Raw genomic sequence first — 13,422 nt, 5'->3', positions numbered from 1 at the left:
CGCGGCGCTGCCCGTCATTTTCCTGCTATTGCGGGCAAACCACGCGCGGCCGTCGTCTTGATCCTCGCGCCCTTTGCCGGCATCGCCACTTTCTTCCTCATCCGCTGGTTGGTAGGGAGATGGAAATGACCATGATCCCCGCTCTCCCCCAGGTCAGCCAGGTCGCCCAGACGATCCAGCTGGCGCTGGCCCCCGTCTTCCTGCTGGCGGGCATCGGCGCGTTCCTGAACGTCTGCGTCAGCCGGCTGGCGCGCATCATCGACCGGGCGCGCGACGTGGAAAAATGGGTGCTGTCCACCCGCGGCAAGGAACATGACCGGATGGTGAGCGAAATCCGCGTGCTGGACCGCCGGATGAGCGTGGTCAACGGCGCGATCTTCCTGTCGGTCGCATCGGCCTGCGCCGTCTGTCTGGTCGTCATCCTGCTGTTCGCCGGCAATCTGTTCAACGCCCATCTGGGCACGCCGATCGCCATTCTCTTCAGCCTGGCGATGCTGCTCCAGGCGGCCGCCTTCGCCACCTTCATCCAGGAAATCCGGCTGGCGTCGCGGACCATCCATATCCGCAACGAAGTCCTCTATCACAAGGTCGAGGAAGACGAGGCCGCGTGACGAAGTTCACCGTCAACGACCGGCCGGTGCAATATCGCATGGACCCGGAAACGCCCCTGCTCTGGGCACTGCGCGATGCGTCCAACCTGACCGGCACCAAATATGGCTGCGGCACCGGCGACTGCGGCGCCTGCACGGTCGATATCGACGGGGAAGCGGTGCGGTCCTGCCAGGTGACGATCGGCAAGACCGAGGGCCGGTTCGTCACCACGATCGAGGCGCTGTCGCCCGATCGCGGCCATCCGCTGCAACAGGCGTTCGCGGCCGACAATGTCTCGCAATGCGGCTATTGCATCCCCGGCATGATCATGGCCGCGTCGGTGCTGCTGCGCCGGACCAATGATCCGAGCGACGAGGAGATCGACGCCGCGATCACCAATATCTGCCGCTGTGGCATCTATCCCCGGCTGCGCGGCGCGATCCAGCGGGCGGGCCGGATCATGCGCGGGGAGGATCAGGTCGCCGCTGCGCCGCCGCCCGGCATCGCGCCCGAGGAAGCGGCGAAGACCGTGCCGGCGCTCGGCCGGCCGGCCAATCAGCCGAAGCGGTAGCCCGACACCGTCCAGCCCATCACGCTGCTGCGATGGATGCAGGTCGCCCCGTCATCGCCGCCCGCGCCCAGCGCCACCATCAGTGGCAGCAGATGCTCCTCGCGCGGATGGGCGAAATGCGCGTGCGGCAGCGTGTCCCAGGCGGCGACGCGGGTCGCCCGGCGCTGCGGATCGGGATCGGTGACGGCGGCGGTCAACGCATAGTCCCAGGCGGTCGACGGCGCGATCGCCTGCGGCCCGCGCACGCGCAGATTGTGGAAGCTCATCCCCGACCCGATGATCAGCACGCCTTCGTCGCGCAACGGGGCGAGCGCCCGCCCGGCTGCGACATGGCCGGCGGGGTCGAGATCACGGCGCAACGACAATTGCGCCAGCGGAATGTCAGCAGCGGGCAGCGCCACCTTCATCGGAATGAAGACGCCATGGTCCCAGCCGCGCGCCGCCTCCTCGCCCGTGGCGAAGCCGGCGTCGCGCAGCAGCCCGGCCGCGCGCCGCGCCAGATCGGGCGCGCCCGGCGCGTCCCAGCGCAGATGATAGGTGTGCGGCGGAAAGCCATGATAGTCGAAGAACAGCTTTGGCTGGACACCGACATGGACAGTAAAGTCGGCTTCTTCCCAATGGCCCGAAACGAGCAGAATCGCCCTGGGCCGTTCCGGCAGGTCGGCGATCAGCCGCGCCAGATAATCCTGCATCGGACGCCAGATCGGGTCGCTGTGCGGCCGGTCGGGATCGGACGGGTCCATGAAGAAGCAAGGGCCGCCGCCATGGGGGATGAAGAGAGCCGGTTGTTTCATGAACGCGACATCGAGTTGGACATAGGCGTGGACAACCGCCAAGGCGGAAACTGTCTGTTTCGCTGTCGCCTTTTCACCCGACCCGGTCGATCACCGGTCCCAGCGCCGCCGCCAGGGTCGCGCCCGAATAGGGTTTCTTGACCAGCGCCACATCCTCGAAGCGCGCAGGCAACTCCAGCCCGTCACCATAGCCGGTGGCGAAAAGGAAGGGGATGCCGCGTTCGGCCAACAGGTCCGCGACCGGCAGGCTGGTTTCATGGCCAAGGTTGAAGTCGAGCACCGCCAGGTCGACCGGCCGGATCGCGATCGCCTCGCGCGCGCGGCCGACGCTCGCCGCCGTCGTCACCTCCGCGCCCAGATCGCGCAGCGCATCCTCGCCATCCATGGCGATGATCATATTGTCCTCGACCAGCAGGACGTTGCGTCCCTTGAGCAGGCCGGGCGTCACCGGCGCGGCCGGCCTGGACCGCTCGCGTCGTCCGCCGCCCGGCAGGACCGATACGATATGGCGCGAAGGGACGCAGAAATGCGCCTCGATTCCCGCGAGCCGATAGTTGATCTCGGCATGGCCACCGAGGTCATAGGGGATGGAACGTTCGATCACGGTCGAGCCAAAGCCCCGGCGCGTGGGTGCGACCACCGGCGGGCCGTCGCTTTCGGTCCAGTCGATCAGCAGGCTGCCATCCTCGTCCACCCGCCAGTCGATCGCGACCGATCCACCATCCGACAGCGCGCCATATTTGGCGGCGTTGGTCAGCATTTCGTGAATCACCAGCGCCAGCACGGTGAAGCAGCCCGGCGTCAGCAGGACATCGGGGCCGGTCAGCCGCACCCGGTCGCTGCGCTCACCCAGATAGGCGCCCGCCTCCACCTCTATGAGGTCGTGAAGCCGCGCTGGGTTCCAGCGGTCGGCGGTGATCTGGTCATGGGCGCGCGCCAGCGCATGGACGCGGCTTTCGAGCGTGCCGATGAACTCGTCGACCGAGCGGGCGCTGTCGCGGGTCTGCGAGAGCAGCCCGCGGATCAGCGACAGGATGTTGCGAACCCGATGGTTCAGCTCTGCGATCAGCAGTTCCTGCTTCTCATGCGCCCGCTGCCGTTCGGCATCGGCCGAATCCGACAGGCGCAGGATCACTTCCAGCAGCGCGGTGCGCAGCGCTTCGGCGACGCGCAACTCGGCCGGCGTGAAGGGCAGCGCCACGCCCTGCACCAGTTGCGACCATTGTTCGAAGCTTTTGCGCGGGGTCAGCCGCGGGCCGTTGGGGCCATATTCGATCGTCTTTTCCTGCCTGCCGGCCCAGCGCACCGAGCGCAGCCGTTCGGCCCGGAACAGCACGACATAGTCGCGCGGCCGGCGCGACAGCGGAATGGCAAGGATGCCCGACGCGCGATCGGCATAGGCGGCCGCTTCCGGCAATATCTTCGTCAGGCTGTCAGTGGTGTAGACCTGGCTGGCGGCGACGCGGTTCAGCATCGTCACGATCGCGGCGAAGGCCGGCTCGTCCGGCGTCAGGCCCGAAAAGCTCATCTGCCCGTCGATATAGACGCCGACGCCATCGGCGGGGATGGTGTCGAAGATGATGTCGCCCAGCCAGCGCGCGTTGGACAGGAGGTCATGATCCTGCGCCACGGCGGACAGCAGCCGGTCGGCCACCTGCCGCGCCTTCCCTTCATAGGCGGCGGTTTCGGCGCGCTCCCGGCTTTCGAGCATCATCGAGAAGATCTGGCCGAACAGTTCGGCCGCGCTGCGTTGGGCGAAGGTCGGCAGGCGCGGACTGTAATGATGGCAGGCGAACAGGCCCCACAGCTTCCCATCGACGATGATCGAAATGGAAAGCGAGGCGCCGACGCCCATATTGCCCAGATATTCGATATGGATCGGCGAGACCGCGCGGGTCAGGCAGAGCGACATGTCGAGCGCGACGCCATTAGGATCGAGCGCCGGGACGACCGGCACCGGCTGCGCCCCCACATCGGCGATGATGCGGAAGATGCTGCGTAGGTAAAGCGCGCGCGCCTGCGCGGGAATGTCGGACGCCGGATAATGGAGGCCCAGGAAACTGTCGATGCCGGGCTTGAGCGCTTCGGCCACCACCTCGCCATCGCCGCCATCGGCGAAGCGATAGACCATCACCCGGTCGAAGCCGGTCAGCGCCCGCACCTGCCGCGCGCCGTCGCGCAGGAAAGCGGTCATGCCGTCCGCCTGCGCCAGCCGCGCGACCATGGAGCGGACCGTGCTGCTCGCCTCCATCTCGTCATGGCTGGCGGGTTCTGCCTCGATCACCACCAGCGGGCCCGAGAAATGGACCGCGACGTCGAAGGCCGGGCCGCCCTCCATCAGGAAGAGGGAAAAGACGCGCTCGACCGAATCGGGGCCGCGCAGCAGGGTGATGCGGTTGCGCAGCGCGTGGATGGCGTCGGCCGCGAAGATCGCGCCGACCGGCTGGCCCAGCATCTCCTGCGGCGTCAGGCCGATGAAATCGGCGCTGTTCGCCGATACCCGCGACACGAGCCAGTCGGCGGTCAGCGCGACGAGGAAACCAAAGGGCTGGACCTTGCCCAGCACATGGATCGGCTCGCGATCGCAATTGCTGAGGTCGACCGCGAAATCGATCGCGTCGCCGCCGTCAGCCATGGGCAGCCCCCCGCGCTTCCTCGCCCGCCGCGGCGAACAGGGCGAAGGCGGCCAGAGCGCCCTGCACGGCGTCATCCAGCCAGCCCTCGCCGCCTTCCGCCGCAGCGCCGTCGAGCGCGCGCTGGAAGGATAGCCATTCGCCCTTGCCATGGACGGCGGACAGATAATTTTTGGGCAGGCCCTCTCCCACCTGTCGCGACAGCATCGCGCCGCCCAGCCGCGATCCTTCCAGCGCGTAGAGCAGGCCCCAGCGATAGCCTTCTGCATCCCCGGCCGGCGCCGGCAGCGGAGCGGGCAAGGCGGCGTCCAGCGCCTCCAGATCCCGGGCCAGCAGCGGCAGGCGCGGCGCATCGGGGCACGCCACCGATTCGATCGCACCCAATGCGCGGCCATGGGCGGTCAGGAACAGGCGATAGCTTTGCGCGGAATCAAGCGAAAAATCGGCGAACAACGTGTCCACCCGGCGGTGGCTCTCCATCGTCGCGTCGCGCAGGGCCTGTCGGATGCGGCCGGCATCGGGGGACTTCATCACGCGGCAGTCCTAATCGGAGTAAAGGCGCGCCGCACTGATCTGGATCAGCTTTCCGCCGGAAAGCGTGATCTCCGCCCCGACCAGCGCTTGAGCGAGCATGGGAAGACTATGCCGCAATGTCCATGTCCGTCTCGCGGATTCTTTCGGAACGCTGACGGACGGGTTCAGCCTTGCGACACGCCGCACCCGCTAGACCGGCATCATCAGGGGACGGTGCGTCCCCGCTTGAAGAAAGACGGAACGATGTTCAGGAAGATGATGCTGGCCGGGCTGATGGGCGCGACGCTGCTGGGCGGCATTGCCCCGGCCTATGCCCAGGCCGGCCAGGACCGTAGCGAGCAACGGGGCGATCGAGGCGGCGGACGCGGCGAGCGGATGGGCCGATCCGATGGCAATGCGCAGCGCTGGCAGCAACGCGCCGCTGAACGCCCCGCCGGCCAGATGGCGCCGCCACGCCCCGATCCGCGTTGGCGCGGCGACCCCAACCTGCCCGCCAACCGCGCGGTCGAGAATCAGGTGCGCGAGCGGCGCGAGCAGCAGCAGAATTGGCGCAATGAACGGCGGGATGATCGTCAGGATCGGCGTCAGGATTGGCGGAATGATCGCCGGGACGACCGGCAGGACTGGCGGAACGATCGACGCGACGACCGGCGCGATGACCGGCGCGACTGGCGCAACGACCGGCGGGACGATGATCGGCGCTGGTCCGACAATCGCAGCGGCTGGAGCGGCACCAACTGGAACAATGGGCGCCGTTTCGATGATCGCACCCGCTGGACCAGCCAGCGCCGCTGGGACAATGGCTGGCGCAACGATCGCCGCTATGACTGGAACGGCTATCGCAACCGCTATGGCGACCGCTACCGGATCGGCCGCTATTACGCCCCGCGCGGCTGGGACTATGGCTATCGGCGCTATTCGGTCGGGATCTTCCTGAACAGTCTGCTCTATGCCAACAGCTACTGGCTGAACGATCCCTACAGCTATCGCCTGCCGCCGGCCTACGGCACGCTGCGCTGGGTCCGCTATTATGACGACGCGCTGCTGGTCGACGTCCGCGACGGCTATGTCGTCGACGTGATCCACGACTTCTTCTGGTAGAGGAGCGCACCCGTCAGATTTCTGGTTCCTGAACTGGCCTTCAGGAGTCCCTGGCCCCGGCGTGGCGACGCGCCGGGGTCTTTTCATGCCCAGCCCGGCTGTGGCAGAGGACGGACATGACCGACATGATCGACGACGGCGGCATTGCCTCGCCCGCCCGCGCGCAGATTGGCGACGCCGTCCGCGCGCGCCTGGAACGCAACCCGATGGTGAGCCGGATCGACGCGCCGGACCTGGAAATATACGGCCGCCAGAATTTCCTGAGCGCGGCGGAATGCGCCGAGCTGCGCGAACTGATCGACGCCAGCGCCAGGCCCTCGACGCTGTTTTCCGGCAGCGCCAACGCCGAATATCGCACCAGCCACAGCGGCAATCTCAGCCCGTGGAACCCGCTGGTCGAAACCATCACCGATCGCATCTGCGCGCTCACCGGCCTGCCCGCCAGCCATGGCGAAACGCTGCAGGGCCAGCGCTATACGGAGGGGCAGGAATATAAGGTCCATTGCGACTATTTCCCGGTGCACGCCGACTATTGGCAAAAGATGCGCACGACGGGCGGCCAGCGCACCTGGACGGCGATGATCTACCTCTCTCCGGTCGAGGCAGGCGGCGAGACGCATTTCCCGCAATGCGAATTCATGGTGCCGCCGGTCGAGGGCATGATCCTGATCTGGAACAATATGGACCGCGACGGCGCGCCCAACCGTTTCAGCCTGCACGCGGCGCGCCCGGTCGAGCGCGGCATCAAATATGTCGTCACCAAATGGTTTCGCGAGCGGCCATGGGGATGATTTCATTGGGAATGTGCCTGCTCACATACTGCCGCACCGGCCCGCTCCCCCACCTGGCCACCCAACGGCAGTATCATATGGGTGGCCGGGTGGGGGAGCGGGCCGGTGCCGCCTCAAAATGCGCGTCTCAGCGCATTTTCAAGCAAAAGCGCCCCGATACAATTTGCGACATAAATGACTGGAATCTGACTGCATCATTCCCGGACCGTTCAGGCGCGGGGCGGCATATCTTCTCCTGTTGGCGCAGAAGCCCGGCCTGACTGACAGGCAAACAGGCAGGGTACCGCCGCCAAGCCGAATGGGAGACTATTTATGCGTAAGTTCATCATAATCGGCCTGCTGGCCGCCACCGTCGTGCCGAGCGTCGCTTCGGCCCAATCCTATGGCGAAGCGCGCCGCAGCGAGCAGCGCCTGCGCGAGGAACGGCGCGACCTGCGTCAGGCGGAGCGCTATGGCGACCGCCGCGATGTCCGCGAAGCGCGTCGCGACGTGCGCGACGCCCGTCAGGAAGTGCGCGAGGACTGGCAGGATTATCGCCGCTCACACCGCGACGTCTATCGCGGTGGCAACTGGCGCGCGCCCTTCCGCTACACCGCCTGGAACCGTGGCGCTCAGCTTCGCCCGACCTATTACAGCTCGCGCTATTATATCGCCGATCCCTATCGCTATCGCCTGCCCCGGCCGGCCGCGAACCTGCGCTGGGTCCGCCACTATAACGACGTGCTGCTGGTCAATGTCCGCACCGGACGTGTAGTGGACGTGCATCGCGGCTTCTTCTGGTAAGGACCGCTACTCCATGAAAAAAGGCCCCGTCCGGCAGGATCGGGGCCTTTTTCATGTTTCCGCCCTTGGCCGCGCCGCCTGTTTCCAGGCGCACGCGGCCGATGACACGCGCGAGGCGCATCACCAGTCCGAAAGGGGGGTGGACCGTCTGCGCAAACGCAAATCGAGCGGAAATGTTCCCCTTCCCGGCCGATTCCGGCGATCATTTATGCGGCCAGCGTCTCGGCGATCAGCTTGCGGCTGTTTTCAATGCCATAGAGGGCAATGAAGCTGCCCATGCGCGGTCCCTGGTCGGCACCGAGCAGCGTCTGGTAGAGCGCCTTGAACCAGTCGCGCAGCTCGGCGAAGCCGAACGCCTCGTCCTTGCCGATGGCATAGACGATATTCTGGACATCCTCCGACGAAGCATCGGCCGGCAGCGCCGCCAGTTCCGCATCCAGCCTGCGCAATGCGGCGGCTTCATTGGCCTCGGGCGCGCGGCGCTTGAGCGTTGGGGCGACGAAATCGCGGTGATAGGCCAGCGCATGGCCGATCAGCGCATCCAGTTCGGGATAGGTGTCCGCGCTGGCGCCCGGCACATAATTTTGCAGATAGCCCCAGACCTGTTCGCGGCTGGCATCGCCCATCACGCCCACCAGGTTCAGCAGCAGGCCGAATGTTACCGGCAGCTCGCCCTGCGGCAGCTTGCCGTCATGGATATGGTGGACCGGGTTGCCCAGCTGTTGCTCGACCGCCTGTTTGGGGTAATTGCCGCGGAACTGCCAATATTCGTCGACCGCGCGGGGGATGACGCCCATGTGCAGCTGCTTGGCCTTTTTCGGCTCGCGATAGGCGTAGAAGGCCAGGCTTTCCTGCGGGCCATAGGTCAGCCACTGCTCCAGGCTGAGGCCATTGCCCTTGGACTTGGAGATTTTCTCGCCCTTTTCGTCGAGGAACATTTCATAGTTGAAGCCCTCGGGCGGGCGGCCGCCGAGCGCGCGGCAGATTTTCGACGATTGCGTGACCGAATCGATCAGATCCTTGCCCGCCATTTCATAGTCGACGCCCAGCGCATACCAGCGCATCGCCCAGTCGACCTTCCATTGCAGCTTGGCGCCGCCACCGAGGATCGACTGCTCGATCAGTTCTCCTTCATCCTCGAAGCGGACAAGCCCGGTCTCGGCGTCGATCACCTCGACCGGCACCTGAAGCACGATGCCGCTTTTCGGGCTGATCGGCAGGACCGGCGAATAGGTCGCCTGCCGCTCCTTGCGCAGGGTCGGCAGCATGATGTCCATGATCGCTTGATAGCGACGCAATACCTGGCGCAGCGCCGCATCGAAGGCGCCGGCCTTATATTGCTCCGTCGCGGAGACGAACTCATAGTCGAAGCCGAAGCGATCGAGAAAATCGCGCAGCATCGCATTATTGTGATGCGCGAAACTTTCGAACTTCCCGAACGGATCGGGCACCTGCGTCAGCGGCCTGCCCAGATATTCGGCCAGCATCGCCTGATTGGGCACATTGTCCGGCACCTTGCGGAGGCCATCCATATCGTCGCTGAACGCCACCAGCCGGGTCGGCACGTCCGACAGCGCATGGAAGGCGTTGCGGACCATGGTGGTGCGCAGCACTTCGTTGAAGGTGCCGATATGCGGCAGGCCCGAGGGACCATAGCCGGTTTCGAACAGGATATGCCCCTTGTCCGGGGCGCCGCCGCCATCCTCTTTCAGGCCATAGCGCTTCAGGAGCTTGCGGGCTTCCTCATAGGGCCAGGCCTTGGACGCCTGCGCGGCGGTGCGGAGAGTTTCGGACACGGTCATGCGCCAAGCCCCTAACCCCGGATGTGCGGAAAGGGAACGCCCTTTCATGACAAAGGTCGACAGAAAGCGGTCCGATCTTTACTTTCACATAGTGGTGCATGTTATAGTTGGCCGGACTGGAGGCGATATGCACGTACGGCGCAGCCATGAACGCATCAGTGTCGAAATTCCCATTGTCGTGACCACCGTGCTCGACAGTCTGGAGGGCGTGATCGTCGATCTGAGCAAAGGTGGCGCTCAGATCGTGGGTTGCACCCTGCCTGCGGGCATTTCCTGCCAACTCGATCTGGACGGCCACATCACTTTCGGCACGGTGCGCTGGTCTGAAGAAGACCGGATGGGCATCCGCTTTCCCTATGAACTGACCGACGGTCCCCTGTTCGAAAAATTGGAACTGGCCCGCGACATGCAACCCACGCCCGTTCCCTTCCAGCCGCGCCTCAATCCGGGCGGCGGGTTCGGCCGTCGGATCGGCTGAAACAGGTTTTCCTTTTGTTCCCGTTCCTCTAAGCCGGACGGGTGATCGATCCAGCCTCATTGCCCGCGCTCCACGCCAGCCATGGCGGCATCTGGCTGCGCGAGGACGGCCGCACCCAGGCCTTGGCCAAGGGACAGGCGATAGCGCGCGCGGCCGAAACCCCGGTGCTGCTGCTCAATGCGCCGCTGACCGGGCAACGGCTGGGCTATCCCGAACTCAACGGCCTCGACCTGCTGGAACTCTGGGCCTTTCTCCACCCGGCCCGCTTTCTGGTGCCCACGCCCAAGGGGCTGGCGCAAGCGCTGGACCTGCCCGCGCCGGAGAATGAGGGCGATATTCCCGCGCTGCTGCAACAGGCGACGGCGATGCTGCTGGCGCGGCTCACAACGCCCGACTGGCAGGAGCGCGAGGGCGGCTGGACCGCAGCGCAGTCCTTGCACCGGCTGCGCTGGCCCTGGTCGCCTTTGGTCGCGCCGCGCATCCCGAAACCGCGCGAGGCGGAGCGCTGGCTGTTTTCCAAGCTGCCCGAATGGGAGGAGGCGCAGCCCCGCCCCGCCCCGCGCACCATCACCCTGGCCGAGGATCAGGTGCTGGCCCGGCTCGACGCGCTGACCGGCGCGGACGCGGAGCCGCGCCCCGGCCAGCGCGCCTATGCCGCGGCGGCCAGCGCCGCCTTCCGCCCGCGCGCCTATCGCGACCAGCCCAACATGCTGCTGGCCGAAGCGGGGACGGGCATCGGCAAGACATTGGGCTATCTCGCCCCCGCCTCGCTCTGGGCCGGGGAAGCGCAGGGGACGGTGTGGGTGTCCACCTATACCAAGGCGCTGCAACGACAGTTGGACCGCGAATCGCTGCGCCTCTTTCCCGATCCCGCCGTCGCCGCGCGGCGGGTGGTGGTGCGCAAGGGGCGGGAAAATTATCTCTGCCTGCTCAATCTGGAGGATGCGTTGCAGGGCGGCTTTTCCGGCCGCGCGGCGATCCTCGCGCAACTGGTCGCGCGCTGGGCCGCCTTCACCAAGGATGGCGACATGATCGGCGGCGACCTGCCCGGCTGGCTGCCGACCCTGTTCCGCCGCAATGGCTCCACCGCGCTGACCGACCGGCGGGGCGAGTGCATCTATGCGGGCTGCCCCCATTATCGCAAATGCTTCATCGAACGGTCGACGCGCGCGTCGGCCGACGCCGACATCGTCATCGCCAACCATGCGCTGGTGATGATCAACGCCGCGCGCGGCCGGGAGGCGGGCCAGCGGCCGCAGCGCATCATCTTCGACGAGGGCCATCATCTGTTCGACGCGGCCGATTCGACCTTCTCCGTCGCCCTGTCCGGGCAGGAGGCGATCGAGCTGCGCCGCTGGATCATGGGGCCGGAGGGCGGATCGCGCGGGCGTCGCAGGGGTCTTGCCGCACGCCTCTCCGACCTGGCCAGCTATGACGAGGAAGGCGGACAGGCGATCCGCGCGGCGATCGACGCGGCGCAGGCGCTGCCCGCCGACGAATGGCTGAAGCGCGTGGTGGCGGGCGAGCCGTTCGGGCCGCTGGAAGCCCTTCTCGCCGCCGTGCGCGGCACGGTCTACACGCGCGCCGAAGCAGCCGGCGAGGCGGACGCCGGCTATGGGCTGGAAACCGAACTGGCCAAACCCGACGGCGCGCTGGTCGAGGCGGCGCAGGAAGCCGCACTGGCGCTCGACGCGCTGATCAAGCCGCTGGTGCGGCTCGCCCGCCGGCTGGAGGCGGTAATCGAGGATGCGCCCGACTGGCTGGACGGCGCGGCGCGGGCGCGAATCGAGGGGGCGGTGGCGTCGCTAGGCTGGCGGCGCGACCTGATCGCCGCCTGGCTGGCGCTGCTGGCGCGGATCGGCGGCCCGGCCGACCCGGACTATGTCGACTGGCTGGCGGTCGACCGGATCGAGGGGCGCGAATTTGATATCGGCATCCATCGCCACTGGCTCGACCCGACCCGGCCGCTGGCCGAAACGGTGCTGAAGCCGGCGCAAGGCGTGCTGCTGACCTCCGCGACGCTGAAAGGCGGCGGCGACTGGAGCAATGCGGAGGCGCGCAGCGGCGCCGTCCACCTGCCCCATGGCGCCGAGCGGTTCGAAGCGGCCAGCCCCTTCGACTATCCCGGCCGGGCCGAGGTGCTGATCGTCACCGACATCAAGCGCGGCGACATCGCCGCCCTCTCCGGCGCCTATGCCCGGCTGATCGAGGCGGCGGGCGGCGGGACGCTGGGCCTGTTCACCGCGATCCGGCGGCTGCGCGCGGTCCATGCCCGCATCGCCGACCGGCTGGCGCGCGGAGGCCTGCCGCTTTACGCCCAGCATGTCGATCCGATGGATACCGGCACTTTGGTCGACATTTTCCGCGACGATCCGCGCGCGTCGCTGCTGGGCACCGATGCGTTGCGCGACGGCGTGGACGTGCCCGGCCATTCGCTGCGGCTGGTGGTGATGGAGGGGGTGCCCTGGTCCAAGCCCACCGTGCTGCACGCCGCGCGGCGCCTCGCGGGCGGCGGAGGTCAGGCCTATGACGACCGGCTGATCCGGGCGCGGCTGGCGCAGGCCTTCGGCCGCCTCATACGCCGCGCCGAGGATCGAGGCAGTTTCGTCATCCTGTCGGCCGCCATGCCCAGCCGGTTGCTGAGCGCCTTTCCGCCCGGCACGCCGGTCCGCCGCCTGACGCTCGATGAGGCGATCATCGCCGTCAGCGTCGGAATCCGCCGCGAAACGCTTGGCGAAGCGGCCGGCATCGGGCATCAGGGACACGAATCCGGCTTGCCCCGACAGGAGAGACAATGAAACGCCTGACCCTGTTGCGCCACGCCAAATCGGACTGGGACGATCCGGTGGCGCGCGACTTCGACCGGCCCTTGAACAGTCGGGGGGAAAAGGCCGCGCTGCTGATGGGGCAATTCGCCGCCCGTCGGGACATGCGCTTCGACTATCTGGTGGCATCGCCAGCGGTGCGGGTGGTGCAGACGCTGGACACCTTCTTTGCGGGTTATGGCGAGACGCTGGACGCCCATTGGGACCGTCGCATCTATCTCGCCGCCTCCGCGACCCTGCTCGACGTCCTGCGCGATCTGCCGGAGAGCGCTCAGCATGTGCTGATGGCGGGCCATAATCCGGGGTTCGAGGAACTGATTCTGGATCTGGTGCCCGACGATGGCGGCAGCCCGCTGCGTGAAGATGTGGAGATCAAATTCCCGACAGCCAGCCTGGCGATCATGGATCTGGCGATCGACCGCTGGGCGCAGGCCGCCATCAATGTGGCGACGCTGGCGAGCTTCACCCGTCCCCGCGACCTGGACCCGGCGCTGGGGCCGGGATCGCGCTGAAGGGGCG

At 67.0% G+C, this 13,422-nt stretch carries 12 protein-coding genes; 8 read left to right on the top strand and 4 right to left on the bottom strand.

Features of this window, described 5'->3' with window-relative positions; all coding sequences use genetic code 11:
- Positions 1–131: 131 nt before the first annotated feature.
- Positions 132–611 (top strand): DUF2721 domain-containing protein, encoded by a 480-nt coding sequence (locus AC58EF_RS00985; protein WP_497274168.1) that lies wholly within the window; start codon positions 132–134, stop codon positions 609–611.
- Positions 608–1,162 (top strand): (2Fe-2S)-binding protein, encoded by a 555-nt coding sequence (locus tag AC58EF_RS00980; protein WP_497273783.1) that lies wholly within the window; start codon positions 608–610, stop codon positions 1,160–1,162. The genes AC58EF_RS00985 and AC58EF_RS00980 overlap by 4 nt, the downstream gene beginning before the upstream one ends.
- Here AC58EF_RS00980 and AC58EF_RS00975 read toward each other — a convergent pair.
- From AC58EF_RS00975 to AC58EF_RS00965, 3 genes are all read right to left on the bottom strand, one after another.
- The gene (locus tag AC58EF_RS00975; protein ID WP_497274167.1) at positions 1,147–1,956 is read right to left on the bottom strand and encodes a DODA-type extradiol aromatic ring-opening family dioxygenase; all 810 of its coding nucleotides are present in this window, start codon (positions 1,954–1,956) and stop codon (positions 1,147–1,149) included. The genes AC58EF_RS00980 and AC58EF_RS00975 overlap by 16 nt on opposite strands.
- A 73-nt stretch (positions 1,957–2,029) precedes the next feature.
- Positions 2,030–4,591: an HWE histidine kinase domain-containing protein gene (locus tag AC58EF_RS00970; RefSeq protein ID WP_497273782.1), complete on the bottom strand. Its 2,562-nt coding sequence runs from the start codon at positions 4,589–4,591 to the stop codon at positions 2,030–2,032.
- Positions 4,584–5,123 carry a biliverdin-producing heme oxygenase gene (locus AC58EF_RS00965; RefSeq protein ID WP_497273781.1) on the bottom strand — a complete coding sequence of 180 codons (540 nt, stop codon included), beginning with the start codon at positions 5,121–5,123 and terminating at the stop codon, positions 4,584–4,586. The genes AC58EF_RS00970 and AC58EF_RS00965 overlap by 8 nt, the downstream gene beginning before the upstream one ends.
- 258 nt (positions 5,124–5,381) lie before the next feature.
- Here AC58EF_RS00965 and AC58EF_RS00960 point away from each other — a divergent pair, with 258 nt between their 5' ends.
- The 3 genes from AC58EF_RS00960 (at position 5,382) to AC58EF_RS00950 (ending at position 7,798) form a co-directional block, all read left to right on the top strand.
- Positions 5,382–6,224 carry an RcnB family protein gene (locus AC58EF_RS00960; RefSeq protein WP_497274166.1) on the top strand — a complete coding sequence of 281 codons (843 nt, stop codon included), beginning with the start codon at positions 5,382–5,384 and terminating at the stop codon, positions 6,222–6,224.
- Between the two features lie 116 nt (positions 6,225–6,340).
- Complete coding sequence (locus AC58EF_RS00955) at positions 6,341–7,015, top strand: prolyl hydroxylase family protein (protein WP_497273780.1); 675 nt, start codon at positions 6,341–6,343, stop codon at positions 7,013–7,015.
- Positions 7,016–7,327: 312 nt separating this feature from the next.
- The gene (locus AC58EF_RS00950; protein ID WP_497273779.1) at positions 7,328–7,798 is read left to right on the top strand and encodes an RcnB family protein; all 471 of its coding nucleotides are present in this window, start codon (positions 7,328–7,330) and stop codon (positions 7,796–7,798) included.
- Positions 7,799–8,004: 206 nt separating this feature from the next.
- On the opposite strand, the gene AC58EF_RS00945 is transcribed toward AC58EF_RS00950, so the two are convergent.
- Positions 8,005–9,600 carry a lysine--tRNA ligase gene (locus AC58EF_RS00945; RefSeq protein WP_497273778.1) on the bottom strand — a complete coding sequence of 532 codons (1,596 nt, stop codon included), beginning with the start codon at positions 9,598–9,600 and terminating at the stop codon, positions 8,005–8,007.
- A 127-nt stretch (positions 9,601–9,727) separates the two neighbouring features.
- Here AC58EF_RS00945 and AC58EF_RS00940 point away from each other — a divergent pair, with 127 nt between their 5' ends.
- Genes AC58EF_RS00940 through AC58EF_RS00930 form a run of 3 tightly spaced genes read left to right on the top strand, consistent with a single transcriptional unit; the run spans position 9,728 to position 13,415 of the window.
- Complete coding sequence (locus AC58EF_RS00940) at positions 9,728–10,078, top strand: PilZ domain-containing protein (RefSeq protein ID WP_497273777.1); 351 nt, start codon at positions 9,728–9,730, stop codon at positions 10,076–10,078.
- Positions 10,079–10,119: 41 nt separating this feature from the next.
- Entirely contained in the window at positions 10,120–12,876 is a 2,757-nt protein-coding gene (locus AC58EF_RS00935; RefSeq protein ID WP_497273776.1) for an ATP-dependent DNA helicase, read from the top strand.
- The gene (locus AC58EF_RS00930) at positions 12,873–13,415 is read left to right on the top strand and encodes a SixA phosphatase family protein (protein WP_497273775.1); all 543 of its coding nucleotides are present in this window, start codon (positions 12,873–12,875) and stop codon (positions 13,413–13,415) included. Before AC58EF_RS00935 ends, AC58EF_RS00930 begins: the two co-directional genes overlap by 4 nt.
- Positions 13,416–13,422: the final 7 nt, after the last annotated feature.

The organism is Sphingobium sp. WR1, from assembly GCF_059693745.1.
Note: the sequence above shows the minus strand (reverse complement) of the source record. Positions and strands in the feature narration are given on the sequence as shown.